Here is a 24588-nt window from a genome sequence, read left to right on the forward strand (position 1 = left end):
CCCGGTCCCGCCGGTCCGGCGCCACGCCCGCCGGAGCGGCGGCTATTGACCGTCACGGGCCGGGATCATAGATTCACCCCCAGCCAGAACATCATTCGGTCCAGGAGGGTGCATGACGGCCGCGCACATCGACGTCACCGCGATCGACTTCGACGTGCTCGGCGCGTGGATGGACGACCAGGGGCTGCCCGGCGGGCCGTTCGAGCACGTCGCGCCGGTGACCGGCGGGACGCAGAACGTCATGGTGCGCTTCGAGCGGGGCGGCGCCGCGTACGTGCTGCGCAGGCCGCCGCTGCACCCGCGCGCCAGGAGCAACGAGGTGCTCCGCCGCGAGGCGCGGGTGCTCGCGGTCCTGCGCGACACCCCGGTGGCCGCGCCGCGCCTGGTGGCGGCGTGTACCGACGAGAGCGTCATGGGCGCGGTCTTCTACCTGATGGAGCCTGTCGAGGGGTTCAACGCCACCGTCGGGCTGCCCGAGCCGCACGCGAGCGACCCCGCCATCCGGCACCGGATGGGACTGGAGGCGGCCTCGGCGCTGGCCGAGCTCGGGCGGGCCGACCACGGCGCGCTCGACGGTTTCGGCCGTCCCGAGGGGTTCCTGGAGCGGCAGGTACCGCGCTGGATGGGCGAGCTGGAGGGGTACGGCGCGCTGGCCGGGTATCCGGGACCCGACATCCCCGGCCTGGAGGAGACGGCCGCCTGGCTGGAGCGCAACCGGCCCGCGACGTTCGTGCCCGGGATCATGCACGGTGACTACCACCTGGCCAACCTGATGTTCGCCCTGGACGGCCCGCGGGTGGCCGCGATCGTCGACTGGGAGATGTGCACGGTCGGCGATCCGCTGCTGGACCTGGGCTGGCTGCTGGCGACCTGGCCGTCCCCGGACGGGGTGGGCGTGATCTCCGGCGGTGTCACCGGGCTGGCCACGACCGCCGAGCTGGTCGACTGCTACGCGGCCCTGTCCGACCGCGACCTGTCGGCCGCCGACTGGTACGCGGTGATGGCCTGCTTCAAGCTGGGCATCGTCCTGGAGGGCACGCACGCCCGCGCCTGCGCGGGCAAGGCCCCCAGGGAGATCGGGGACCTGCTCCACGCGACCACGCTGAACCTGTTCGCGCGCGCCCGGACGTTCATGTGAGACCTCCGCCCGGCCGTGCGCCTCGCCGGACGTGACGCGCGGGCGCCCGAAGGTCCCCGCGGCGTTCCGGGACAGGGCCAATATTCTGATCTATCCGTACGAACGCCCGCTAAAACCGCAATTGCTTGATAAGCATCTCAAGATCGTGCAATTCTCTGTCGAGACGGAGGTGACGCACGATGCCGGACACGCTGGCCTGCCTGGAACGGTTCGTTTCCGCGGTACGGCAGCACGCCGACCTGTCGGTACGGCGGATCTCCCTCGGCGACCCCGCGTACGTCTACGTCCGCAACCGTTTCAGCAACACCCTGGCCGAGACCGTGACGTGCTCCCCCGACGGGGGCTTCATCACCTCGTGGGGCTACCGGCTCGGCAGCAGCGAGAACATCGACGGCGCCGCGGCCCGGCTGGCCTTCCTCCTCGCGGCCATGCCCGCCCCCCGGGTGTGACCGGCGGTCCTGCCCGCCCCCGTGCGACCGGCAGGGCCGCCCTGTCCTCCGCCGGGTCGTGACCGCCCCCGTTCCTGCCCCTCGGGTGTGACCACCGCGGCCTCCTCGGGGTGCATGTCGGTGCGGAGACCACAGCCGTCAGGGGGACCTACGAGGCCAGCCGCTCACCCGCGCCGCGGTCCGACCGCGCGAGTCCGGCCTCGCCGTCCGACCGCTTGATCTCCGACCACACCTCGTCGAGGGAGAGGCCGAGGACGTCGGCGATCGCGGCGATGGTCGGGAAGGCGGGGGTGGCCACGCGACCGGACTCGATCTTCCGAAGGGTCTCCGGTGAGACACCCGCCTCCAGCGCGGTGTCGAGCATCGGTCTCTCCCCCCTGGCACGTCGCAGGAAGGCGCCGAGGCGCTGTCCACGTTCGATCTCTGCGGGAGTGAGCGGCAGTCTGACCATGCCTCCAACTCTAATACCGGGATAATATGACCGGGATACTTATTGGTCACACGAGGAAGACGTTGCATGATCGAGATCCTGAGTCCCTCCGCACTGCTGCGAGCGAAGGACGCCGGTGCCCTGGTCGCCGACATCCTGCAGACGATGAAGAGCCGCAGCACGGTCGGCACGAACCTCCTGGACATCGACCGGTGGACCCACGGCATGATCACCGACGCCGGGGCGCGGTCCTGCTATGTCGACTACGAGCCGTCCTTCGGGCGGGGGCCGTTCGGCCACTACATCTGCACATCGGTCAACGACGCCGTGCTCCACGGGCTGCCGCACGACTACACGCTCGCCGACGGCGACCTGCTGACGCTCGACCTCGCCGTCTCCGTGGGCGGGGTCGTCGCCGACTCCGCCATCAGCTTCATCGTGGGCGACGCGAGGCCCCCGGAGAGCGTCGCGATGATCGACGCGACCGAGCGCGCCTTGAGCGCGGGGATAGCCGCGGCCGGGCCCGGAGCGCGCATCGGTGACGTCTCCCATGCCATCGGCTCGGTCCTCAGCGAGGCGGGATACCCGATCAACACCGAGTTCGGCGGCCACGGCGTCGGATCGACGATGCACCAGGACCCGCACGTCTCGAACACGGGACGGCCCGGCCGCGGGTACACGCTGCGTCCCGGGCTGTTGCTGGCACTGGAGCCGTGGGTCATGGCGGACACCGCCGAGCTCGTCACCGATGCCGACGGCTGGACGCTCCGGAGCGCGACGGGCTGCCGGACGGCGCACAGCGAGCACACGATCGCCATCACCGAGGACGGAGCCGAGATCCTCACCCTGCCGAGGCAGGCGCGGCCGTGAGGTGACGGCCGCCCGCGTTCCCCGCTCCCAGCGGTGCGCCGTCCGCCGCCGGGTGCAGGGCCGCCCTCCACCGGCGTCCCCGGCCGGTACGGCTAGGACGCCTCGGTGGGTTCGGCGGAGAAGGCCGACAGGTCCAGGCCGACCTCCCGGGCCGCGGCGACCCGGGCGTGGTGGAGCAACCGGCTGCGGGACATGTTCCCGGTGTGCAGGGTGTAGCGGACCACCAGGCCGTCGAGCATGCCGTCGATCCGCTCGGCCGAGCCCACCGGGTCGTCGCAGGCGAACTCGCCCGAGGTCACGCCCTCGGAGATCACCTGGCCGAGGATCTCGATCCAGGAGCCCTCCAGCTCCAGCAGGATGGTGCGGACGTGCTCCTCGCGCACCCCGACGGCCCAGGCGTCCAGCCAGAGGATCCAGCTCTGGTCGGAGCGGGAGGCCGGGATGTAGAAGCGCAGGACGCGGTCGAGACGCTGGACGGCGGTGCCGGGCTCCGCCACGATCTCCCTCAGCCGCTGCACCTCGGAGTCGCTGGTGCTGCGGAGCATCTCGGTGATGAGGTCGTCCTTGGTGGCGAAGTGGTAGTGGATCAGCCCGCCGCTCACGTTCGTCGCCCTGGCGATGTCGGCGACCCGGGTGCTGGCCAGCCCGCGCTCCAGCACGACCCGCCTGGCCGCCTCGAGGAGCTCCGCGCGCCGTTGGTCGGCCTGGTCGGCGCGGCTGCTGCGCGCCCCTCCTCCGCTGTGCACGGCGCAAGACTACAGCAGCGCCGCAACCCTCCCTAATACTACTGATTGGCTGACCAGTCAACACTTTCGCTCCTGCCTGGGCGACCGCTTCCGGTCACCGCACGGACGAGGACCGTCCGGGCCGGCTCTTCGTTCCGGCCACTCCGGCGCGCGTCCCCGTCATGGCCTCGACCCCGCTCCCGATCCTCGTTCAGGTCCCGGTTCCCGCTTCGGTACCGGCGCGCGTCCCCGGCGCGGCTCAACCGCAGCGGTACAGGGACCTGTCGACGGTGCTCCCGTACTCGGCGGCCGGGACCGCGGCGCAGTCGGCCCGCACCCATCCGGTCACCCCGGAGTCGCCTCGGCCGGGTCCGCCCCGGTCACCGCCGGTCATCACGTACCTGAGCCTGCCCGAGGAGACGAGTTCCCGGAGCCGGTCCACGGTCATCGCAGGGTCGGCGCCGGTGAAGCCGCCCATCGCGATGACGGGCCGGCCGGTCGACAGGATGACGGAGGAGGCGCTCTGCGCGCTGCTCACCGCGACCAGCCAGGTCGCGCCGCCCTGGTTCCGGGTCAGGTACGCGGTCGTCGCCTGGTCCAGGGTGCCACCGGGACCGCCCCGCGGCACGCCCGTGCCGCGGCCTCCCGGGAGCGTGCCCCGGCCGGCGTCACCGGCCGTCCCGCCCGTCCCCGCCGACGGGTTCCGCCCGGGCGTGCCGTTCCCCCCGGGGAGCCCGGAGGGCTCGCGGAGCCCGGGAACCCCGGGGAGCCCGCCGCGCGTACCACCGGGAGGTCCTCCCGGGAACCCGCCGCGCATGCCGCCGAAGCCGCTCCCGGCGGGGCCCGCGGTGGGGTTGGTCCCGTTGACCGGGGAGCCGAGCGGGGTGAGCGCGTACGCGGCAGGCCCGGCCAGCCCCGCCACCAGCCCGGCGAGCAGTGCCGTCACGGCGACCCTCCGCCTGAGACGACGCCCGAAACGGTGTCCGAGACGGTGTGCGAGACGGCGTCCGAGGCGGTGCCCGAGACGACGTCCGGGATGGGCCGACAGCAGCCCGGCCACGGCCGCGACGATGACCCCGGCGACCGCCCAGGGCAGCCAGGGCACGAAGTCCTCGTCGCGGCGCAGCACCGTGAACGCCCACGCCCCGGTGACCGCGATCCCTGCGGGCAGCACCCACGACCACGCCTTCGAGACCCGGTAGGCCCGCCACAGGAGCATCCCGCCCAGGCCGGTCAGGGCGGCGACGGCAGGGGCCATCGCGGTGGAGTAGTACGGGTGGAAGGTGCCTCCGGCGAAGCTGAACACCACGTGGTGCACCGCGAGCCAGCCGCCCCACAGCAGCAGGGCGGCCCGGGTCCCGCGGAGCGGGCCGCGACCGGTCAGCACCAGGCCGCAGACCAGGGCGATCGCCGCGAAGGGCAGCAGCCAGGAGATCTGGCCGGCCATGACGTCGTTGAACAGGCGCCCGGCGCCGGGCGCGCCGCCGAACCCGCCACCCCCGCCGGACCCCCCGCCCCCGTTGCCGAGGATCCGGCCGAGGCCGTTGTAGCCGACGACCAGGTCCCGTACGGAGTTGTCGGTGCTGCCGCCGACGTAGGGACGGTCCGAGGCGGGCCACAGGTCCACGATCACCATCCACCAGGCGCTGGAGACCACCAGCGCCGCGCCCGCCGCGAGCAGGTGCCCGAGGCGGCGCGACACCCTGCCGGGCGCCATGGCCAGGTAGAGCGGGGCGAAGACCGGCAGCACCAGGTACGCCTGGAGCATCTTGGTGTTGAACGCCAGGCCGACGAGGACCGCCGAGACGACGAGCGTGCGCATCCGGCCGGTGCGCACCGCCTCCTGGCAGAACCAGGCGGCCAGCACCAGCAGCAGCACCAGCAGGGTGTCGGGGTTGTTGTCGCGGTTGATGGCCACCGTGATCGGGGTCAGCGTCATCACCAGGGCCGCGACCAGGGCCGCGGCGTGACCGGACGTCCCGGGCAGCGCCCGCCGTACGGACGAGTGGACCACGGCGACGGCGGCGACCCCGGCCACCGCCTGGGGCAGCAGCATGCTCCAGGTGCCGAACCCGAAGATCCTGGCCGACAGCCCCATCGCCCACAGGGCGAGCGGCGGTTTGTCCACCGTGATGAACGACCCGGCGTCCAGGGCACCGAAGAAGAACGCCTTCCAGCTGTGGGTGCCCGACAGGATCGCGGCGGCGTAGTACTGGTTGGCGTGACCGTTGCGGCCGAGCGCCCACACGTACAGGACGGCGGCCAGCGCGAGCACCGCCCACAGTCCCGGCCGGGCCCATCGGGGGGCGGCCGGGACCTGCGGGCGCTCCTTCCGCACGGGGGTGACGGGTCCCGCCTCCGGCGAGGTGGAGGTGGTCATCGGGCGGTCCCCTTCGTACGGCCGGGATCGAAGACCCAGGCGCGGAGCAGCAGGAAGCGTACGAGCGTGGCCAGGGCGTTGGCGGCCACCAGCGCGGCGACCTCCGCCGCGGTGGACGCGTCCGGCGCCAGCAGGCCGAGCACGGCCAGGCCGCCGGTGCTGAGCAGCAGCCCGGCGAGGAACGCCGCTCCGCCTTCGAGCTGGTGGCGCAGGGCTCCGGCGCGGCCGACGACCCCGAACGTGAAGCGCCGGTTGGCGGCGGTGTTGAGCACGGCGGTGACGAGCAGGGCCACCGCGTTGGCCGCGACGGCCGGCATCACCAGGCGCAGGGTCGTGAACAGGACCAGGTGCGCCAGCGTGCAGACCACGCCGACGACGGCGAAGCCGGGCAGTTGCCGGGCCATGCCGCCGGGCAGCCGGGCCCGCCGGACGCGCGGCGGGACCGGGATCCCGGCCGCTCCCGACAGTGTCCCGAATGTTCCGAGTGTCCTGCGCGCCACCCGCACCATCCCCCTGAGGTCGTCCCTGGCCGTGCGGACGATGTCGACGCGGCTGTCGGGGTCGTCCACCCAGTCGACCGGCACCTCGTGGATGCGCAGGCCGTGCCGCTCGGCCAGGAGCAGCAGCTCGGTGTCGAAGAACCACTCCTCGTCCTCGACCAGCGGGAGCAGCGCCTGCGCGATCTCGGTGCGGGCCGCCTTGAAGCCGCACTGCGCGTCGGAGAACCGGGCCCCCATCGCCGAACGGAGCAGCAGGTTGTACGTCCGCGAGATGAGTTCCCGCTTCGGGCCGCGGACGACGTTGGCGCCTCGCGACAGGCGGGTGCCGATGGCCAGGTCGCTGTGGCCGGACAGCAGCGGGGCCACCAGGGGCAGGAAGGCGTCCAGGTCGGTGGAGAGGTCCACGTCCATGTAGGCGACCACGTCGGCGTCGCTGGCCGACCACGCCCTGCGCAGCGCCCGGCCGCGTCCCTTGGCCTCCAGGCGCAGGACGCGCACGTGGGGCAGTTCCCGGCCGAGGGCGGTGGCGATCTCCCAGGTGGCGTCGGTGCTGGCGTTGTCGGCGATCGTGATCCGGAAGCCGTAGGGGAAGGTCCCGGTGAGGTAGGCGTGCAGGCGGCGGACGCTCCCGGCGAGCACCCGCTGCTCGTTGTGGACGGGGACCACGATCTCCACCAGCCGGGTACGCGCCGGTGCCGCCGCCTGCTTCACGTCACCCTCCCGGGGTGACGGCTGGGTTCTGTCATGGGCCCAGGCTCACCGGGTGACCTTGGACGATCATGAGGCGACCGTTAACGCCGGGCGAGAAACCGGCGCGGTCCCTCTCAGCCCTCCGGGCCGGGGGCCGCCGGGGTGGGAGAGCCGGGCAGGCGGACCCGGGCGAGGGTGCCGCCTCCTTCGGCGTTCTCCAGGGCGACCTCTCCCCCGGCGTCGCGCACCGCCTTGGCCACGATGGCCAGTCCCAGCCCGGAGCCGGGCATGCTGCGGGCCGAGGACGAGCGCCAGAACCGGTCGAACACGTACGGCAGCTCCTCGTCCGGGATGCCGGGGCCGCGGTCGGTGACGGTCAGCTCGCCGTGCCGCAACCGCACCCGGACCGGACCCGGCCCCTCCGCCGAGGGCTTCGCCGAGAACTTCACCGCGTTGTCCAGCAGGTTCACCACGGCCCGTTCCAGGGCGGCCTGGTCGCCGCGCACGTACCAGGGGTGCGCCTCCACCTCGATCGGGACGTCCAGCGCGCGCGGCCGCGCCCGGCGCACGGCCGCCTCCACCACGTCGTGGAAGGCGAGCTCGACGTGCGGCTCGTGCTCGTCCTCGGCGCGCGAGAGCTGGAGCAGGTCCCCGACCAGCGTGGACATCTCCTCGAACTGGGCCTTGAGGTTGGCCAGCAGCCGCCGCCTGGGCTCGGGACCGAGCGGGCGCCCGGCGTTCTCACTGCGCAGCAGCAGGTCGATGTTGGTACGCAGGCTGGTCAGCGGGGTGCGCAGCTCGTGCCCGGCGTCGGCGATCAGCCGCCGCTGGCGCTCGCGGGACCCGGCCAGCGCGCCGGTCATCGCGTTGAAGGAGGCGCCCAGCCTGGCGATCTCGTCGGTGCCCTCCACCGGGATCCTGGTGTCCAGGTCCTCGGTCCTGGCGACGTGCTCGACCGCCTCGGTCAGCCGGCCGACCGGGCGCAGCGCGGTACGGGAGACGAACAGCCCGGCCGAGACCGCGCCGAGCACGCCGAGCGCGGTGACCCCGGCGAGGATCCCGGCGAGCGCGGTGAGGGTGGAGCGGGTCTCCTCCAGCGACCGGGACTCCATCAGCACGACCCCGGGCCGGACGTTCCTGGTCATCACCCGCACCTCCTCGCCGTCGTCGGAGACCCCGTCCCGCAGCAGCCGCGTGCCCGGCGGGGCGCCCGTCAGGGCCAGGTCGGCCGGGGTGACCCTGATCGGGGAGCCGCCCACCGGGCACCTGCCGCCGTCGGCGTGGACGAGCTGGACGGGCGGCAGCCGGGGCGGCACGCGGGGAGGCGGCCGGCGGTCGGAACCCTCCCCCGGCCCCGCCCGCCCCGGTGCCCCGGCCGGGCAGTAGGCCTCGATCCAGTCCAGGACGGGCCCCTTCTGCCCGGACAGCGAGCGCTCGACCTGGCGCAGCAGCTCGGACCTGACGACGAACCAGCACAGCACCGCGCACACCGCGATCGCCAGCGCCACGGCCGCGGCCACCAGCAGGGTCAGCCGGGAGCGCAGCGAGCGGCGGGCGTTCACCCCTGGCTCCGCAGCACGTAGCCGACGCCCCGGACGGTGTGGATCAGCCGGGGACGCCCGCCGGCCTCGGTCTTGCGGCGCAGGTACATGACGTAGACGTCCAGGGAGTTGGAGGAGGGCTCGAAGTCGAAGCCCCACACCTCGGCGAGGATCTGCTCGCGGGTCAGCACCTGGCGGGGGTGGACCATGAGCAGTTCCAGCAGCAGGTACTCGGTGCGGGTCAGCTCCAGCGGCACGCCCGCCCGGACGACCTCCCGGGTGGCGGTGTCCATCCGCAGGTCGCCGAAGGCCAGGACCGTACCGGCCGCGCCGGTGACGGGCGCGCTCAGCGCGCCGCGCCGCAGCAGCGCCCTGACCCTGGCCAGCAGCTCGTCCAGCTCGAACGGCTTGACCAGGTAGTCGTCGGCCCCCGCGTCCAGGCCCGACACCCGGTCGCCCACGGCGTCGCGCGCGGTGAGCATCAGCACCGGCAGGTGGTTGCCCGCCGCCCTGAGCCTGCGGCAGGCGGTCAGCCCGTCCAGCCGGGGCATCATCACGTCCAGCAGGACGAGCTCGTACGGCTCCCGCTCCAGCGCCTCCAGCGCCGCCTGGCCGTCCGGGGCCAGGCCGACCCGGTAGCCCTCGAACTCCAGGCTGCTCTGCAGCGCCTCCCGCAGCGCGGGCTCGTCGTCCACGACCAGCACCCGTGCCGCCTCACCATCAGCCATGGGGCCACGGTAGACGGCCGTCATGAGAAGCCGATGAACCCCCGCGGGAGCAGGTCAGCCGAGCACGGCCATGGCGGCGTTGTGGCCGGGGACGCCGCTGACCCCGCCGCCGCGCCGGGCGCCCGCGCCGCACAGCAGGACGCGCTCGAAGCCGGTCCCCACCCCCCAGCGCCCGCTCCCGGCGTACGTCTCCCCCTCGCACGACCCGTCCTCGTACGGCCAGGACAGGTCGCGGTGGAAGATGTGGCCGCCGGGCAGGCCCGCCTCGGTCTCCAGGTCCACCGGGGTCCTGACCTCCAGGCAGGGGGTGCCGTCCGGGCCGCGCAGCAGGCAGTCCTCGACGGGCTCGGCCAGGACCCGGTCCATCGAGGCGAGCGTGGCGCGCAGCGCGGCCTCCCGCGCCCCGGCGGGGTCCTCGCGGAACAGCCTGGCCGGCATGTGCAGCCCGAAGAGCGTCAGGGTGTGCGCCCCGGCCTCGCGCAGCTCCGGTCCCAGGATGGAGGGGTCGGTCAGCGAGTGGCAGTAGACCTCGGCCGGGGGCAGCGACGGGATCCGCCCGGCCGACGCCTCGGCGTACGCGCGGGCCAGCGCCCGGCGTCCCTCGTTGATGTGGAAGGTGCCGCCGAACGCGGCCGCGGGGTCCACGCGCGGGTCCCGCAGCCGCGGCAGCCGCGAGAGCACCATGTTGACCTTGAGCTGGGCCCCCTCGGGGACGGGCTCGGCGGCGCCGCCCAGCAGTCGGGCGAGCACGACGGGCGGCACGCCCGCCAGGATGCGCTCCCCCGTCACCGTGTGCTCCCCGGCCGCGTCGCGGAAGGCCACCTCTCCCGAGGGGTCGATCGCGAACACCTCGGCACCGGTGAGGATCTCCGCCCCTGCCGCGCGGGCGGCGTCGGCCAGCGCACCGGAGACCGCCCCCATGCCGCCCACCGGGACGTTCCAGTCCCCGGTGCCGTCACCGATCACGTGGTAGAGCAGGCAGCGGTTGGCCAGCAGGCCCGCATCGTCCGGATCGTCCGGATCGGCGAAGGTGCCGATGAGGGCGTCGGTGAGGACCACCCCGCGCACGGTGTCGTCGGCGAACCGTTCGTCCACCACCTCGCCGACAGGCCGCTCGAACAGCTCCCGCCACGCCTCGCGGCCGACCAGGTCCCGCATCGCCGTCCGGTCCATCAGCGGCTCCAGCAGCGTCGGCGCCACCCGCTCGGCCACGCCGGCCGTCATCGCGTAGAAGCGCCGCCAGGCGTCCAGCTCGGCGGTGCCGCCGGTGACGCGGGCGAAGGAGTCCGCGGTCCGCGCGGCGTCACCGCCGTCGACCAGCAGACCGGTCTCCCCCACGGGCGTGTACGAGGCGTACCGGCGGCGGCGGAGCGTGATCCTCAGCCCCAGCTCGGTCACGATCCTGGAGGGCAGCAGGCTGACCAGGTAGGAGTAGCGCGAGAGCCGGGCGTCGACCCCCGGGAACGCCCGCGCCGAGACGGCGAGGCCGCCGACGTGGTCCAGGCGTTCCAGGACCAGGACGCGCCGTCCGGCGCGGGCCAGGTAGGCGGCGGCGACCAGGGCGTTGTGGCCGCCTCCGACGATCACCGCGTCGTGGTGCGATCGGTTCGTCACTGGCGCTCCTGCCCGGCGGAGAGGGTGATCTTCAACAGGGTGGCGGCCGGTCCGCTGGGAGCGCGGCCCCGCCGCCAGACCGCGCGCAACCGGCGGGTGAGGTCGATGTCGCGGGTGGGCACCCCGATCAGGCGGCCGGTGGCCAGCTCGGCCTCCACGGCGTACCCGCTGAGCACCGCGGGGGCGGCGCCCTCGCGGGCCGCCCCCTTGACCGCGGCGTTGGAGCCGAGCTCCAGCCTGGGCGCGGCGACGGCGTGGCCTGCCAGCGCGCGGTCCAGGGTCTCGCGGGTGCCGGAACCGCGCTCGCGGACGACCAGCGGGGTGGCGGCCAGCTCGGCGGCGAGCAGCGGGGTACGGCGCCGCGCCCACGGGTGGCCGGGCGCGACCACCACCACGAGCCGGTCGGTGGCCACCACCCGCGACACCAGCCCTTGGGGCACCGAGGGCCCCTCCACGAACCCGAGCTCGATCTCCCCGCCGATCAGCCTCGCCACCTCGGCCGAGTTCTGCACGTCCAGGCCGACCTGGACCTGGGGCTCGCGGTCCTGGAGCTCCCCCAGCCAGCGCGGCAGCAGGTACTCGGCCACCGTCATGCTGGCGGCGATGTGCAGGTGTGCGGAGCGGCCGTGCCGTACCGCCTCGGCCCCCCGCATGAGCTCCTCGGCCGCCGCCAGCACCTGCGCGGCCCAGGCGGAGACCATCACCCCCTGGGGGGTGAGGGTGGAGCCGCGGGGGGTGCGTTCCAGCAGCGGCAGCCCGAGGCGGCGTTCCAGCAGCGAGATCCGCTTGCTCACCGAGGGCTGCGCGATGCCCGCGGCGCGGGCGGCCTGGCCGAGACTGCCCAGCCTGTCCACGTCGACGAGCAGGCGCAGGGATTCGAGGTCGGGCAGCTCGCTCATAGCGCCAGGCTATGACCTTCCACCGAGGTTACGGCTACCGGCCGGGCCCTGTCCCGCCGAGACTCGGGCCATGCCCCCTCTCTCCCGTCCTTTCGTCCCGCCGTACGGCGGAACCGCGGGCGGCGTCGGAGAGGGCGGGAGCGGGGACGACGCGGTCCCTGACGGCACGGCCGAGAACGACACGGACACGGACACGGACACGGACACGGACGACACGATCACGGACAACGGAGCCACGGACAATGGAGTCGCGGGTGACGGAGCCACGGACGGCAGGATCGGGAACGACAGGATCGGGAACGGCGGGATCGGGAACGGCGGGGCCACGGGCGGGGGTACCGGTGACGCGCCCCCGGCCGCCGGAGTCGGCCCCCCTCCGGCCGCCGGGACCACGAAGGACGCCTCCCCTCCCACCGGGATCACACAAGGCCCCCCTCCGGTCGGCGGAGTCACCGACGGAAGCCCTCCGTCCGCCGGAGTCACGGACGGACCGTCCCCTGGCGGCGGAGTCGTGGGCGGCGAGGGCCTGGACGGGGCACCTGCGGCCGCTGATCCCCGGACTCGCCGTCGTGATCGTGGCGACGGTACTGGCCACGGCGGCGAGCCGGGTCGTCACCGGGGTGAGCGCGGCCGTGCTCGCGGTGGGGCTGGGGGTCGCGCTGACCAACCTCGTCGGCCTGCACGCCCGCCTGGCCCCGGGCCTGCGGTTCGCCTCCCGGCGGGTGCTCCGCCTGGCGATCGTGCTGCTCGGGCTGCAGATCGCCCTCCCCGAGCTGCTGGCGCTGGGCGGGGGCGCGCTGGCGGTGGTCGCGGTCGCGACCGGTGTCACGTTCGGCGCGACCCGGTGGATCGGGGCCCGGCTCGGGGTGGACCCGCGCAGGTCCCTGCTGATCGCGACCGGCGTGTCCGTCTGCGGGGCCGCGGCCGTGGCCGCCATGCACGAGGTCGCCGGCAGTGACGACGACGACGCGGCCGCGGCCGTCAGCGTGGTCGTGCTGTACGGCAGCGCCTCGATCGTCGTGCTGCCGCTGCTCGCCGGGGCGCTGGGCCTGACGCCCCACCAGCTCGGCCTGTGGGCCGGCGCGTCGGTCCACGAGGTCGCCCAGGTCGCGGCCATCGGCGCGGCGGCCGGCACCGGTGTGCTGGCGAGCGCGGTGGCCGTCAAGCTGGCCCGGGTCCTGCTGCTGGCCCCGATGGTCGGGCTCGTCTCCGCCGCCCTGCGCCGCGGCGCGGCGGACCGCCCGGCCGGGGCGCCCGTGGTGCCGCTGTTCGTCGCCGGGTTCGTCGCGGCGGTGGCGGTACGGAGCCTGGGCGCCGTACCCGCCGAGGTCGCCGGCGCGATCCCCGGCCTGACCTCCGCCCTGCTGGCGGCGGCCCTGTTCGCGCTGGGCACCGGGATCGACCTGCGCCGGCTCGTACGGGGCGGGCGGTCGCTGCTCCTGGGGGGCATCGCCACGGTCGTCATCGGCGGGATCTCACTGGCCGGCGTCCTGATCGTCGGCTGACCCCCGACCGGCACCGTGATCGTCGGCTGATCTTCGAGTGGACGTCTCCCCGCAACCGCCGTAACCTGCTCTTTCTGGGAGGACGGTGTCGTTTACCCCGTTCCAGAAGAGCACGATGATCATCACCGCGGACAGGAAGACAGAACCGCTCATGGGTACCACCCGACCGGCCCTCACCGACATGCTGCGCCCCTCCGAGGAGGTGGCCGAGGCGCTGGACCGGGGCGCCCCGATCGTGGCGCTGGAGTCCACGATCATCTCGCACGGCCTGCCGCGGCCCCGCAACCTGGAGGTCGCGGTGGAGCTGGAGCAGATCGTCCGCGAGACCGGGGCCGTACCCGCGACGATCGCGGTCCTGGACGGGATCGCGCACATCGGCCTCGACAAGGACCGGCTGGAGCGCGTCGCCGGTGAGCCGGGCCTGCACAAGCTGGGCTTCCGCGACCTGCCCGCCGCCGCCGCGCTCGGCGCGAGCGGGGCGACCACCGTCTCGGCCACCTCGTTCCTGGCCGCCAGGGCGGGCATCCGGATCTTCGCCACCGGCGGCCTGGGCGGCGTGCACCGCGGGTGGACCGAGAGCCAGGACGAGTCCGCCGACCTCGACATGCTGAGCCGTACCCGCATCACCGTGGTCTGCGCGGGCGTGAAGTCGATCCTGGACGTCCCCGCCACGCTGCAGCGGCTGGAGACGCGCGGCGTCACGATCGCGGGCTTCCGGACCGGCGAGTTCCCCGGCTTCTACCTGCACTCCTCGGGCGAGCCGATCGACTGGCGGATCGAGACCCCGGACGAGGCCGCCGCCGTCATGCGGGCCCAGGACGAGCTCGGCGGGCCGCAGACCGCGCTGATCGTCGCCAACCCGGTGCCGCGGGCCGAGCAGCTCGACCCCGCCCTGCACGACCGCGTCCTGGCCGAGGCCCTCGCCGCGGCGCGCGAGGAGGGGGTCACCGGCCAGGCCATCACCCCGTTCCTGCTGGGCTACCTGGTACGCGGCACCGACGGCGCCTCGCTGGAGGCGAACCTGGCGGCGGTGCGCGGCAACGTCCGGCTCGCCGGGCGGATCGCGACCTGCTGGAGCCGGGGAGACTGAGGACGCCGTGACCGGAAACGGCCTGTTGATCATCGGTGACGTGGTGACCGACGTCGTCGCGCTGCACGCCGGGTCCGCCCGGTCCGGCCTGGCCGTCGGCACCGACACCGCCGCGGACATCGTGCTGCGTCCGGGCGGTTCCGGAGCCAACACCGCCTCCTGGGCCGCCCGCCTGGGGGCCGATGCCCGGATCCTGACCCGCGCCGGCTTCGACACCGCCGACTGGCACGCCGCCGAGCTGCGGCGCTCCGGGGTACGGGCGCACCTGCGGGTCGATCCCGACCGGCCGACGGCGGTGGTGATCGCCATGGTCGACGTGACCGGGGAGCGGTCCATGCTCACCAACCGCGGCGCCGGGGGGCACATCGGCACGGGCGACTGGGACGAGAACCTGCTGGAGGGCGTGGGCCACCTGCACCTGTCGGGCTACACGCTGTTCGCCGAGCCCGGGCTGCAGCTCGCCCGGCTGGCCATGGCCGAGGCGTCCCGGCGCGGGGTATCGATCAGCGTGGATCCCGCCTCGACCGGGTTCCTGCGCTCGTTCGGCACTGAGCGGTTCATGCTGGAGACCGCCGCGGCCCGGCTGATCATCCCCAACCTGGACGAGGCGCTGCTGCTCGCCGGCGAGGACGGCGCCGAGGAGGCCGCGCGTCGCCTGAGCCTGCACTACGGCGCCGCCGCGGTGAAGCTCGGCTCCGGTGGCGCGCTGATGGCCAGGGACGGAAAGTTGGCCGCACGCCTTCCCGCGCTCGCCACCGAGGTGGTTGACTCCATCGGAGCGGGGGACGCGTTCGCCGCCGGGCTGCTGACGGCCCTGCTGGGCGGGGCCGGCGACGAGGCCGCGCTCGAGGCGGGGTGTCGCGCGGGCGCGGAGGCCGTCACGGTTCTGGGCGGTCGGCCGCGTGTCGTCCCGTCTGATTTGGGTACCAACGAGCTTTACCCTCTTAACACCAATTGATAGCTTGCGGCGTAAGCTGCACCACTAGCCACACGCGTCACTTTGGGGAGGTTGCGGTCAGCCGATGGATGCAGAGTCATCGATCTGCCTGAGTGATCTGGTACCGGCCCTGCGCTGGAGCCGCCCCCAGCAGGTCGCCGAAGCCCTGGCCGACCCCCGGCTGCCCGCCGGTTGGTGGTCGTCGGTCACACTGTCCAAGGCCCTCGGCGCCGCCGGGCTCGACTGGGTCTGCGACAGGCTGGCCCGGCTCTCGCTGTCCCGCTGGGACCACCTGCCGCTGAGCGACGTGCTGCCCGCCCTGCACGTGCACACGGTCGACCCCACCCTGCCCGGCTGGTCCGAGCAGGCGCGCTCGGCCGTCGCCGGGCTCGGCGGCTGGGCCCGCCTGCGCAGGCTGACCGCCGGAGACCTGAGCGGGCCCGCCATGCCCCCCTCCCCGGAGGTGGTGGTCACCGCGATGTTCCGCGAGGTGCTGAGCCGCATCCCGGGCATCGCCGAGCAGGCCGCGCCGGCCGCATCCCGGGCCCAGGCGCAGGTGCAGGCGCAGGCCCCGGCTCCCGCGCAGCCGTCCGCGCCCCGGATCCCGGCTCAGGCTCCGGCACAGGTCGTCCCGGCACAGGCCGCCGCGCAGGCCCCGGCCGGGCCGCAGGCGCCGGACGTGCCGCAGCCCGCGCAGGAGCGGCGTCAGGCCCCCGTCGCTCCCGTCGCTCCCGCCGCCCCGGGCGCTCCTGCCGTCCCCGCCGCTGCCACGGCCGCCGCCGCGCCCGCCCCGGAGGGCTCCGGTGCCGCGCCGCGCGTCGACCTCAGCGAGTACCCGCTGGTACGGCTGGTGGACAACATGTTCCGCGACTGGGGCCCGCTGGAGCGGGCGGTCGCGGTGGAACGGCTCTTCGCGGTCGACCCGATCAGCCTGCGCGCGCTCGCGCACAAGCTGAACGCCGACCGCGACGCGCTGTCGGTGGCCCAGCGCGCCGCCGAGGAGCGCATCCTGCTGTGGCTGCGCTCCTCGGAGTCCGCGCCGCTCACCGGGCACATGTTCGGGCTGACCGAGTGGCTGGGCGCCGCCGCCACCAAGGAACAGCTCATCGGCGCCGACCCCGCGCACCCGATCGAGGTCCCCACGCTGCGCACCCCGCTGTGGCGGGTGCTCGTCACGCTCATGCCCGACCGGCGCCTCCAGGACGACTGGCTCGTCGTGGGCGACCTGGGCGGCCTGCGCGACCGGACCCGCCGCCTGCTGGCGAACAAGCCCGCCGACGCCGACGCGGTCGTGCTGATGGAGCACCAGCTCGGTATCCGTGCCCACTCGGCCCAGGCCTGGCTGGACGCCCTGGCCGCCAGCGCCGCGCAGCGGCCCTCCCACGAGGAGCCCGCCGCCGAGGAGCCTCCCCGGCAGCTGCCCCGCCGTACGCCGGGGGCCAACGGCCACCACCACCGCGGCGGCCAGCCGGTCCCGCAGGTCAGCGCGAGCTCCATCGACCCCCGTGCCGCCCTGGCCACGCTCTCGGCCCTGTCCGGTGGCAACACCCGGCCCCACCTGATCACCAGCAGGCGGGCCCCGATGCCGCCGCCCGCGAGCCCGTCCGCCGACCCGAGCCGCTGGCAGCGCATAGAGGTGACCAGCGACCACCTGCGCGGCGGCCCGGTCGCCGTTCCCGAGGGGTACGCCACGCGCCTGGGCATGCGTCCCGGCACGCTGCTCTCGGTGACCGGTCCCGGCGACAACGCGGTGGTCCTCGTCTGGCGGGACCATCCGGTCTTCGACTCGCTGCAGCCCGTGCTGATGCGCCTGAACGCCCGCCCGGGCGACCAGGTCTACGTCACCGTGGACGGCTACCGGCTGGACGCCCAGCTGCCCGCCTGACCTGTGAGACGGATCCTCCCCGCGGACGTCCCGCGGGGAGGGCACGCCCGGTGGGGATCACGGGAGCACGAAGGCGAACCGGACCTGGCTCTTCAGCGGTCCCGGCGCCGGAACGCCCGTGGGCCGGTGCGGGGCCGCTCGACGACCCGGCGTGAGCCGCTCGACGGTCCGATGTGGAGCCGGTCGACGGCCGGGGCGATCCACGCTCATGACGGCGGGCCCATCCTCCGGCGCAGCTCGCCGCAGAACTCCTCCGCCGTCCCCCAGAAGATGGAGATCTGCGAGCTTTCGTAGTACCTGTCCAGCCAGCGCCTGACCTCGCGGACGTCCGTCTTCGCGCTGACGAGCGACGGGGTGAGCTGAACGCTCACATGCCTGCGGCGGTTGACCCCGCACACCGTCTTCAGCAGCCCGTGGAAGAGCACCCGGAAGGTCCAGTCCCGCAGGCTGTACCCGACGAACAGCAGGGAACGAGTGGTCAGGGCCGCCCGGATGGAGGGGGGAAGGATTCTCTTGTCGCCCTCGACGCCCCCGGCGGCGAGGCTGGTGAGGAACTCCAGGTAGTCGTCCTCGGTGAGCACGACCGACGCCGGATCTCGCAGGCTGCCGTGGAGGTGGTAGATGAGCGGCGCGACGGCCCGCGGATTCCAGCCGTCCTCGCTCTCGAACAGCTCCTCCGCGTACTCCAGGTCCTCGTTCCACGGGCAGACGGCCGTGTTCGGATTCTTTCCCACGCCCTGCAGGGAGCGCGCTATGAAGTTGTCATAGTTTGTCGTGAGATATACCGATAGGGGGAATTCGGCGAGCAGGCCGTGCGGCTCCAGCGGATGGAGATAGTCGGGCTCGCGCCCGGATTTCAGCTCGGCGCAGACCTGTTTCTTGACGTAAAGGGGGTCGCCGTATTTCATCACCGCGTACTGCGTCACCCTGGGAAGGTCGTGGTCGTCGTCGAAAGGGTATTCCCATCGCCGGGCCATCTCACGGCTCAGCGCCACTCCCGTCGGGAGGGCCCCCACGCACGCCCCCGACCCCAGGAACGGCGTGCAGTCTCCGCTTTTCAACTGGTCGAGCAGACGCTCCCACTCGGCCTCCCCCATGTCATGCACGCAGGGCACCACCTCAAGGTCAGGAGGGCGGACACGATGACGAATCCGATATCACCCGACTCTATGTGCACGATCAGCCCCCTGGAAGAAAACTCCTTCCTTCACCTGCGTTACGGGCGGAAAGGCCCCCGGTTCATTCAGCACCCGCCCCGTGAAGCACCGCCGCGGACACCGGAACCGGCCCGCACGGGCAATGGCCGGCCCTCTCCCGAGAAACGATCATTACGCTTTTCCCGTCGGGGATGCCCCGCCCCGCCACCACCCCGAGTGACCGATCTTGAATTTCCCTCACGGCGGCGCGCTCATTTCCCGTCACTTCGAACGGCCGGCAACCGGCGCCCGAATTCGAGACATCCGAAAAGCGTAATGCGGTTTTCCTCTGATGCGGATCGTTCCTTTCTCGTACGACGGGGGACACCGCACCTCCCGGAGCCGGCCCTCCACAGCGCCCGCGTCGCGAGCCCCTTCTTCCGCCGGTGCGCCGGGAGGACGCCTCGGGCGCGTCGGTGGACCACCGCTCACCGGCTCGCCTTCAGCGCCGCGACGTCGCGCGCGAACCTGTCGCGGATGTGGGTGATCAGCCGGTAGAGGTCGGGGCAGTAGACCGAGGCTCCCAGGAACCCCTCGGCCTCGCTGTACCGGTGCGCGTACAGCCCGCCACCGCAGACGGAGCGGAGGTCGCAGGCCAGGCAGACGGGGGCCAGCGCGAGCTCGCCGAGCTGCCGGGCAACCATGGCGTGATGGGTGAGCGCGGTGTCGAAGGAGTCGCGCAGAAGATGCAGCCGGGTCGCGGCGGCCCCGTGGTAGCTGGACTTGAGGATGTCCGACTGCTCGATGCCGCCGTCCGTCTCGACGACGACCATCCGGGCGGGCGACAGCCCGACCGTCTCGCTTCGCGAGGCGCGGCCCGCCAGCAGGCGCATGATCTCCCCGAACAACCGGATCTCGGTCCGCCGGCCGGTCGATCCGTACCAGAGATCGAAGATCGGAATGAGCCAGTCGGCGTACGGCGTGTCGGCCGATCCGGGGACGCGCCCGGGCGGGGGGGCGGACCAGTTGCCGTGCGGGAGCAGGAGGTCGACCGCGGGCGGATCGAATTCGAGGAGCGCCTCGTAGGTGGCGACCGGGTCGTTGTTCACGTCGACCGTGCAGAGAAGGCCGTCGAACAGATGGCGGAACGGGCCGCCGACGAGCCGCCGCAGTGACGCGGTCACGGCCGCGTGACTCCCCCTGCCGTCCGCATGGCGCCTGTGCCGGTCATGACCTTCGGCATAGCCGTCCATGCTCACGCCGACACCGATCTCCAGGGTGTCGAAGAGGCGGAGATAGGTCTCGTCCAGCCGCAGCCCGTTGGTCTGCACGCCGACGTGGACGCGGGTCCCGGCCTCAGCCGCCTCCCGCCTGATCGCGCGCACGGCGTGGGAGATGAGGTCGGGCCCCGCCAGCAGCGGCTCCCCGCCGTGCAGGACGACCTCGACCTCGGCCAGTCCGTGGGTGAGGGCGTGCTCGGCGATCCGTCTCGCCGTGCGGTCGACGATCGCCGTGGACATCCGCCGTGGCTGGGCCTTCCAGGACTGATCCGCCATTTCGTACACATAGCAATGCCGACAGGCGAGATCGCACCTGCTGTGTATCTTCAGGATGAATTGCTGGAAGGGTGCGGGCCGCCATCCCGTGGACAGCAGCCCCGGGACATCGAGCGTCTCCGGGAAAACACCGCCGGGAAACGACAGTCTAAAATTAGACTTATCCGACAAATGTAACACCCTTCTCAAGCCTCACCGGAACCGGCGCGGAAGAAACGAAGCCCACGGAACACCATGCGCATCGCCCGCCGGGCCGTACGGAAGATCCGCGCGCGGCGACGGGTTTCGCCCCCGGGGCCGCCCTCGCATTACACAGCGCGATCGGGCACCGATCAAACACGGGGTCCGGCCCGCCCACGGGGCCGTTACGACACGCGGCGAAATCGCATCGGGCGGGCTTCAAAACCTGCGTCAGGACGGCGGCATGGATATCGTGGCGGAAACGGTCGTCTCAATGCGCCCCGCACCGCCTGACACGGTCAGGAGCACGTCCCGATCGAAGGAACAGAGCGTGAAGGTCACGATGAACCTGCGTGAGCACCGGATCCCGGTCGACGAGTTCTCCGAGCTGGCCGAGGGCGGCGGGGGGGTCGCCGTGCTCACCGAGCTCTCCGCGGCCCAGCACAGCAAGCACATCCTCCTGGTGCGGGGGGTGCTGGAGGCGGCGCGGGCGAACGGCCATCCCGACGCCGACGTCACCCGCCGCGCCTACGACCTGCTCGCCGCCGTCCAGCGCCGCCACCCGGAGGTGGTCGGCACGGTTCTGCGTCACCCCTCGGTCGGCGCCTGGGCACGCCGCACCGTGAAGATGCTCGACGGCGGCGACACGGACGCGGCACCGGGACAGCTCGCGGCGGTCGCCGCCGCGGCGGCGATCCGGTCCGGTACGGCCTGCGAGATCGACGTGCCGGCCGTGAAGGGGGTCGTCACGCTGCCGTCCCTGGGCCAGGCGATCCTCTCCCCCACCGTCTCCACGGCCACGGTCGAGTGCGCCGTGGACGGCACCGAGGTGACGGCGGACGGGGTCATCGTCCGGATCCCCCGGCACCCTCACCGGGACGCCCCCGGCTGGAAAGGCCTCCGATCGCTGTCGACCCGGGCCGGCGGCATGCCGCTCCGCCTCCTCATCGACGACCTCGACCCCTACCGGATGCCCGGGACGGCGAACATCGGGGCGCGTCTCACCGAGCACGAGACCGCCCGGTGGCAGTCGACGCTCGACCGGGCCTGGGAGCTGATGGTCCGCCACCACGAGGCCGTGGCGCGGGAGGTGTCGACGACGATCACCGTCCTCACCCCCCTGGTCGCACCGGCTCAGGGCCAGACGAGTTCGAGCTCGCGGGAGACGTTCGGCTGCGTCGCGCTCTCGACGCCTCCGGACGCCACCACCCTCGCGGTCACCCTGACGCACGAGACCCAGCACGCGAAGCTCTCCGCCCTGCTCGACCTCGTCCCCCTGACCCTCCCCGACGACGGCTCCCGCTACTACGCCCCTTGGCGCGAGGATCCCCGGCCCGTTCCCGGGCTGCTCCAGGGGGCCTACGCCTTCCTGGGCGTGGCCGGTTTCTGGGGACGCCAGCGTCATCTGGAGCAGGGCACGGCCGCCGTGCACGCGGGCGCCGAGTTCTTCCGGTGGCGCGAGGCCGCGCGCCTGGTCACCGGCACCCTGCACGGCAGCGGGCGGCTGACCGTCGCGGGCGAGGCGTTCACCGCCGGAATGGCGCGGCGCCTCGACGAGTGGTCACGGGAGACGGTTCCGGCCGATGCCCGCGACCTCGCCCTCGAGCGCGCGGAGCACCACCGCGCCCGCTGGCTCGAACGCCACGCCTAGACGGCGGGCGGGTCGAAGTCGAAGTCGAGCCGTTCGCCGGCCAGGGCCACCTTCGTGTCAGGGTGGTTCTCACCCAGCACCCGCCGGTACCGCTCGAAGGTGTCGGCGCTCAGCGCCTCGGCCTCGCCGGAGGATCCTTCGCTCCTCAGGTCGATGATCAGGTTGTTCGCGCAGGCGAGCGTCAGCGGATGGTCCTCGGTCAGGAGCCCGCGCAGCCGGGTCAGGGTCTGCCGGCCCAGCCGCACGGCCTCGGCCACGTCCCCTCCGGAGGCCAGGTCGCTGGCGAGGCTGACCGCGCACGTGAGCGAGTAGTGGTGGGTGCGTCCGACCGTGCGGTCGAAGCCCTCCAGGGACCGCCGATCGAGGTCGGTCGCCTCGTCGATCCGCCCGCTGACGCGCAGGAGCAGCGCGAGGTTCATGTCACAGCCGAACGTGAAGGGGTGCGACTCCTCGTACCGCCTGGGGTAGCGTGCCGCCGTGTCGCGCAGCAGTTCCAGGGCCTCGGCGACCTGCCCGTTGGTGCGCTGCGCGTTGGCGAGGCAGAGAGCCGTCGCGAGCGTGTCGGGGTGGTCCCGCCCGAAGATGCGCTCCGCGCGCTCGAACGTCGACTCGGCCAGTTCCGCCGCGTCCTCGACCAGTCCCGCCCTGCGCTGGGCGATGGACAGGTCCTTCGCCGTGCGCAGGGTCCACACGTGGTCGGGGCCGAGTTCTCGCACACCGAACTCGTAGGCGTCCTGGCCGATGTCGCAGGCCTCGGAGTAGTCACCGCGCAGCCGGACGATACGGGCCAGGCCGTTCCAGGAGGCGAGGACGGCCGGCTTGCCCACGGCGCTGCCGGAGGAGGAACGCTGGAGCGAGTGGACCCTCTTCAGGAGCTCGAACGCCTTGCCGTAGTCACCGAGCAGCATGTGGTCGACGGCGAGGTTGTTCATGGCCTGCAGCGTCAGGGGGTCCGTGGGGCCGAAGGCGGCCTCGTGACGGCGCACCGAGTCCTCGTCGTGCGCCAGCGCTCCGGTGAAGTCGCCCCTCGCCCTCAGGTCGGCCCCGTGACTGTTGGTCATCAGGAGCGTCTCCTTGTACTCGGCCCCGAGGACCTCCCTCATGCGCTCCAGGGTCCCGCTGTTGATCGCGAAGGCGGTCTTGTAGTCGCCGAGCTCGCGCAGCACCAGGCCGAGGTGCCGCTGCGCGGAGAGCACGTACTCGTCGTCGTCCCCGCTGTCGGCCCGCCACCTCACGATGAGGCGCTCGACGAGGTCGACGGCCAGTTTGAACGATGCCGACGAGTACAGGAAGCGCACCATGCGCAGGGCGAAGCGGCGCACCCGGGGGTCGTCGTTCGCCTCGACCACGGCGGGCTTCATGTGGCTGAGCAGTTCGCCGTAGCGCGGCCAGAGGGCGTTGTCGTCCGGCCGCTTGGGCGCCGTCATCGCCAGCAGCAGATGCACCTCGCGGCGGAAGGACTCCCGCTCCTCCTCGCTCAGCTCGTCCCGCAGGAGGGCCTGGACCAGCCGGTGCACCAGGATCGTCCGGTTGCCCGGGTCGATCCGCACGAGCGCGTAACGCCCGAGCTCCCTGATCGCCCTGCTCAGCAGGATCGGGTCGTCGAAGAGGGAGCCGAAGCGCGACTCCGAGACGAACTCCCGGGGAAAGGTCTCGAAGACGTCGTGGGGAATGGGATCGGGGCCGAAGAAGGCGCAGCAGCGCAGCAGTTCCACGGCCGCGGGCTGCTTGACCTTGAGCTGTGACACCGACAGCGACCAGGCCGCCGTCATCGACAGCGGGTAGCCGGTCGCCTTGTTGGCGTCGAGCAGCCGGGTCGTCTGCTCCTTGAGCAGCGTGAGATAACGGTCGACGGACATGCCCGTCTCGTACTGCAGCGCCCCGGCCTGCTCCAGGGCGAGAGGAAGATCTCCGAGCTCCTCGGCCAGACGGTCCCTGTCGTCGTCGCCGATGGGGCCGGGCACCTTCTTGCGCAGGAACTCGATGCTCTCCGTCCTGCTGAACACGTCGACGGGAACGGTGTCCACGACGCTCTCCCAGGCGTGGTTGCGGGAGGTGATCAGGACGTGTCCCGGGCCGCGCGGGATGATGTCGTTGATCTCCTCCGGCCTTTCGGCGTTGTCGAAGACCAGCAGCCACCGGGAGTAGGGATCGCCGCGGCGCAGGGCGTCCAGCACGGCGGCGGACGCCTCCTCGACGCCCATCGCGGACGAGGACTCCACCCCCAGGTCGGGGGCGAGCCCGGCCAGCGTGGAGCGCACGAGCATCGGCTGGTCGGCGGGGATCCACCAGATCAGGTCGTACTCGTCCTGGAAGCGGTAGGCGTACTCGATGGCGACGTGGGTCTTGCCGACGCCGCCGAATCCGTGGAGCGCGTGCGGCACCACGGCGGTCACCTCGGAGGTGACCCCGGTGTGCAGCTTGTCGAGGAGATCCTCGCGACCGGTGAAGTTCTTGTTCCTCGGCGGCACCTTGCCCCAGATCCGGGGCCGGCGTCCCTTGCCCCGGAAAGTCGCCGATGGCTCCGAACTGGACATGCGATCGCCTCCGCTCGCCCGATTCCGGTTCAGCCTAAGAGACCCGTCCACGTCAAAGGCATGGACGCGGGGGTCACACTCCCATACGGGATTACCGAAAAGGAAATACGGCACGCATGTATCCCCCGCTCTTTGCCGCACCAAAAC

19 protein-coding genes are annotated in these 24588 nt (G+C 72.9%); 8 read left to right on the plus strand and 11 right to left on the minus strand.

The features are described from left to right. The first annotated feature begins 112 nt into the window (after window positions 1–112). On the plus strand, window positions 113–1138 hold the full coding sequence (locus ACIBCT_RS26300; protein ID WP_399192868.1) for a phosphotransferase family protein: 1026 nt from the start codon (window positions 113–115) through the stop codon (window positions 1136–1138). 179 nt (window positions 1139–1317) lie between these two features. Beyond that, window positions 1318–1587, plus strand: a complete 270-nt coding sequence (locus tag ACIBCT_RS26305; RefSeq protein WP_399192870.1) for a hypothetical protein — start codon at window positions 1318–1320, stop codon at window positions 1585–1587. Window positions 1588–1735: 148 nt separating this feature from the next. Here ACIBCT_RS26305 and ACIBCT_RS26310 read toward each other — a convergent pair whose 3' ends face one another. Next, entirely contained in the window at window positions 1736–2038 is a 303-nt protein-coding gene (locus ACIBCT_RS26310; RefSeq protein WP_399192872.1) for a helix-turn-helix transcriptional regulator, read from the minus strand. Between the two features lie 66 nt (window positions 2039–2104). Between ACIBCT_RS26310 and map the strand changes: the two genes are divergently transcribed. Further along, entirely contained in the window at window positions 2105–2887 is a 783-nt protein-coding gene (gene map / locus ACIBCT_RS26315) for a type I methionyl aminopeptidase (RefSeq protein ID WP_399192874.1), read from the plus strand. Between the two features lie 92 nt (window positions 2888–2979). Here map and ACIBCT_RS26320 read toward each other — a convergent pair whose 3' ends face one another. From ACIBCT_RS26320 to ACIBCT_RS26350, 7 genes are all read right to left on the minus strand, one after another. Continuing rightward, complete coding sequence (locus ACIBCT_RS26320; RefSeq protein ID WP_344900448.1) at window positions 2980–3633, minus strand: TetR/AcrR family transcriptional regulator; 654 nt, start codon at window positions 3631–3633, stop codon at window positions 2980–2982. Between the two features lie 238 nt (window positions 3634–3871). Continuing rightward, window positions 3872–5992: a glycosyltransferase family 39 protein gene (locus tag ACIBCT_RS26325; RefSeq protein WP_399192876.1), complete on the minus strand. Its 2121-nt coding sequence runs from the start codon at window positions 5990–5992 to the stop codon at window positions 3872–3874. Further along, a complete protein-coding gene (locus ACIBCT_RS26330) occupies window positions 5989–7203 on the minus strand; it encodes a glycosyltransferase (RefSeq protein ID WP_399192878.1) in 1215 nt (404 codons plus the stop codon). The genes ACIBCT_RS26325 and ACIBCT_RS26330 overlap by 4 nt, the downstream gene beginning before the upstream one ends. Before the next feature lie 113 nt (window positions 7204–7316). Further along, window positions 7317–8744, minus strand: a complete 1428-nt coding sequence (locus ACIBCT_RS26335) for a sensor histidine kinase (protein WP_399192880.1) — start codon at window positions 8742–8744, stop codon at window positions 7317–7319. After that, window positions 8741–9451, minus strand: a complete 711-nt coding sequence (locus tag ACIBCT_RS26340; protein WP_399192882.1) for a response regulator transcription factor — start codon at window positions 9449–9451, stop codon at window positions 8741–8743. Before ACIBCT_RS26340 ends, ACIBCT_RS26335 begins: the two co-directional genes overlap by 4 nt. Window positions 9452–9505: 54 nt before the next feature. Continuing rightward, on the minus strand, window positions 9506–11065 hold the full coding sequence (locus ACIBCT_RS26345) for a phytoene desaturase family protein (protein ID WP_399192884.1): 1560 nt from the start codon (window positions 11063–11065) through the stop codon (window positions 9506–9508). Further along, entirely contained in the window at window positions 11062–11964 is a 903-nt protein-coding gene (locus ACIBCT_RS26350; RefSeq protein ID WP_399192886.1) for a LysR family transcriptional regulator, read from the minus strand. The genes ACIBCT_RS26345 and ACIBCT_RS26350 overlap by 4 nt, the downstream gene beginning before the upstream one ends. Before the next feature lie 569 nt (window positions 11965–12533). On the opposite strand from ACIBCT_RS26350, the gene ACIBCT_RS26355 reads away from it, so the two are divergent. The 4 genes from ACIBCT_RS26355 (at window position 12534) to ACIBCT_RS26370 (ending at window position 17381) form a co-directional block, all read left to right on the plus strand. Further along, complete coding sequence (locus ACIBCT_RS26355) at window positions 12534–13469, plus strand: YeiH family protein (RefSeq protein WP_399192888.1); 936 nt, start codon at window positions 12534–12536, stop codon at window positions 13467–13469. 151 nt (window positions 13470–13620) lie between these two features. Beyond that, complete coding sequence (locus ACIBCT_RS26360; RefSeq protein WP_399192890.1) at window positions 13621–14559, plus strand: pseudouridine-5'-phosphate glycosidase; 939 nt, start codon at window positions 13621–13623, stop codon at window positions 14557–14559. 7 nt (window positions 14560–14566) lie between these two features. Beyond that, complete coding sequence (locus ACIBCT_RS26365) at window positions 14567–15517, plus strand: carbohydrate kinase family protein (protein WP_399192892.1); 951 nt, start codon at window positions 14567–14569, stop codon at window positions 15515–15517. 64 nt (window positions 15518–15581) lie between these two features. Continuing rightward, window positions 15582–17381, plus strand: a complete 1800-nt coding sequence (locus ACIBCT_RS26370) for a hypothetical protein (protein ID WP_399192894.1) — start codon at window positions 15582–15584, stop codon at window positions 17379–17381. Between the two features lie 206 nt (window positions 17382–17587). Here the strand turns inward: ACIBCT_RS26370 and ACIBCT_RS26375 are convergent, their stop codons facing one another. Together ACIBCT_RS26375 and ACIBCT_RS26380 are read right to left on the minus strand one after the other, a co-directional pair. Further along, window positions 17588–18478, minus strand: coding sequence for an SIR2 family NAD-dependent protein deacylase (locus ACIBCT_RS26375; RefSeq protein ID WP_399193228.1), 891 nt, complete (start codon window positions 18476–18478; stop codon window positions 17588–17590). 527 nt (window positions 18479–19005) lie between these two features. Beyond that, window positions 19006–20253: an FxsB family cyclophane-forming radical SAM/SPASM peptide maturase gene (locus tag ACIBCT_RS26380; protein WP_399192896.1), complete on the minus strand. Its 1248-nt coding sequence runs from the start codon at window positions 20251–20253 to the stop codon at window positions 19006–19008. A gap of 331 nt (window positions 20254–20584) precedes the next feature. On the opposite strand from ACIBCT_RS26380, the gene ACIBCT_RS26385 reads away from it, so the two are divergent. Further along, window positions 20585–21904, plus strand: coding sequence for an HEXXH motif domain-containing protein (locus tag ACIBCT_RS26385; protein ID WP_399192898.1), 1320 nt, complete (start codon window positions 20585–20587; stop codon window positions 21902–21904). On the opposite strand, the gene fxsT is transcribed toward ACIBCT_RS26385, so the two are convergent. Then, window positions 21901–24441, minus strand: a complete 2541-nt coding sequence (gene fxsT / locus ACIBCT_RS26390) for an FxSxx-COOH system tetratricopeptide repeat protein (RefSeq protein ID WP_399192900.1) — start codon at window positions 24439–24441, stop codon at window positions 21901–21903. The genes ACIBCT_RS26385 and fxsT overlap by 4 nt on opposite strands. Window positions 24442–24588 lie beyond the last annotated feature (147 nt).

It is taken from the genome of Streptosporangium sp. NPDC050855 (assembly GCF_044456585.1).
Lineage (GTDB): Bacteria > Actinomycetota > Actinomycetes > Streptosporangiales > Streptosporangiaceae > Streptosporangium > Streptosporangium longisporum.

Coding starts and splice junctions, on each gene's coding strand:
- ACIBCT_RS26305 (WP_399192870.1), top strand. CDS start 1,318: ATGCCGGACACGCTGGCCTGCCTGGAACGGTTCGTTTCCGCGGTACGG.
- ACIBCT_RS26310 (WP_399192872.1), bottom strand. CDS start 2,038: ATGGTCAGACTGCCGCTCACTCCCGCAGAGATCGAACGTGGACAGCGC.
- fxsT (WP_399192900.1), bottom strand. CDS start 24,441: ATGTCCAGTTCGGAGCCATCGGCGACTTTCCGGGGCAAGGGACGCCGG.
- ACIBCT_RS26375 (WP_399193228.1), bottom strand. CDS start 18,478: ATGGGGGAGGCCGAGTGGGAGCGTCTGCTCGACCAGTTGAAAAGCGGA.
- ACIBCT_RS26350 (WP_399192886.1), bottom strand. CDS start 11,964: ATGAGCGAGCTGCCCGACCTCGAATCCCTGCGCCTGCTCGTCGACGTG.
- ACIBCT_RS26360 (WP_399192890.1), top strand. CDS start 13,621: ATGGGTACCACCCGACCGGCCCTCACCGACATGCTGCGCCCCTCCGAG.
- ACIBCT_RS26300 (WP_399192868.1), top strand. CDS start 113: ATGACGGCCGCGCACATCGACGTCACCGCGATCGACTTCGACGTGCTC.
- ACIBCT_RS26340 (WP_399192882.1), bottom strand. CDS start 9,451: ATGGCTGATGGTGAGGCGGCACGGGTGCTGGTCGTGGACGACGAGCCC.
- ACIBCT_RS26325 (WP_399192876.1), bottom strand. CDS start 5,992: ATGACCACCTCCACCTCGCCGGAGGCGGGACCCGTCACCCCCGTGCGG.
- map (WP_399192874.1), top strand. CDS start 2,105: ATGATCGAGATCCTGAGTCCCTCCGCACTGCTGCGAGCGAAGGACGCC.
- ACIBCT_RS26370 (WP_399192894.1), top strand. CDS start 15,582: ATGGATGCAGAGTCATCGATCTGCCTGAGTGATCTGGTACCGGCCCTG.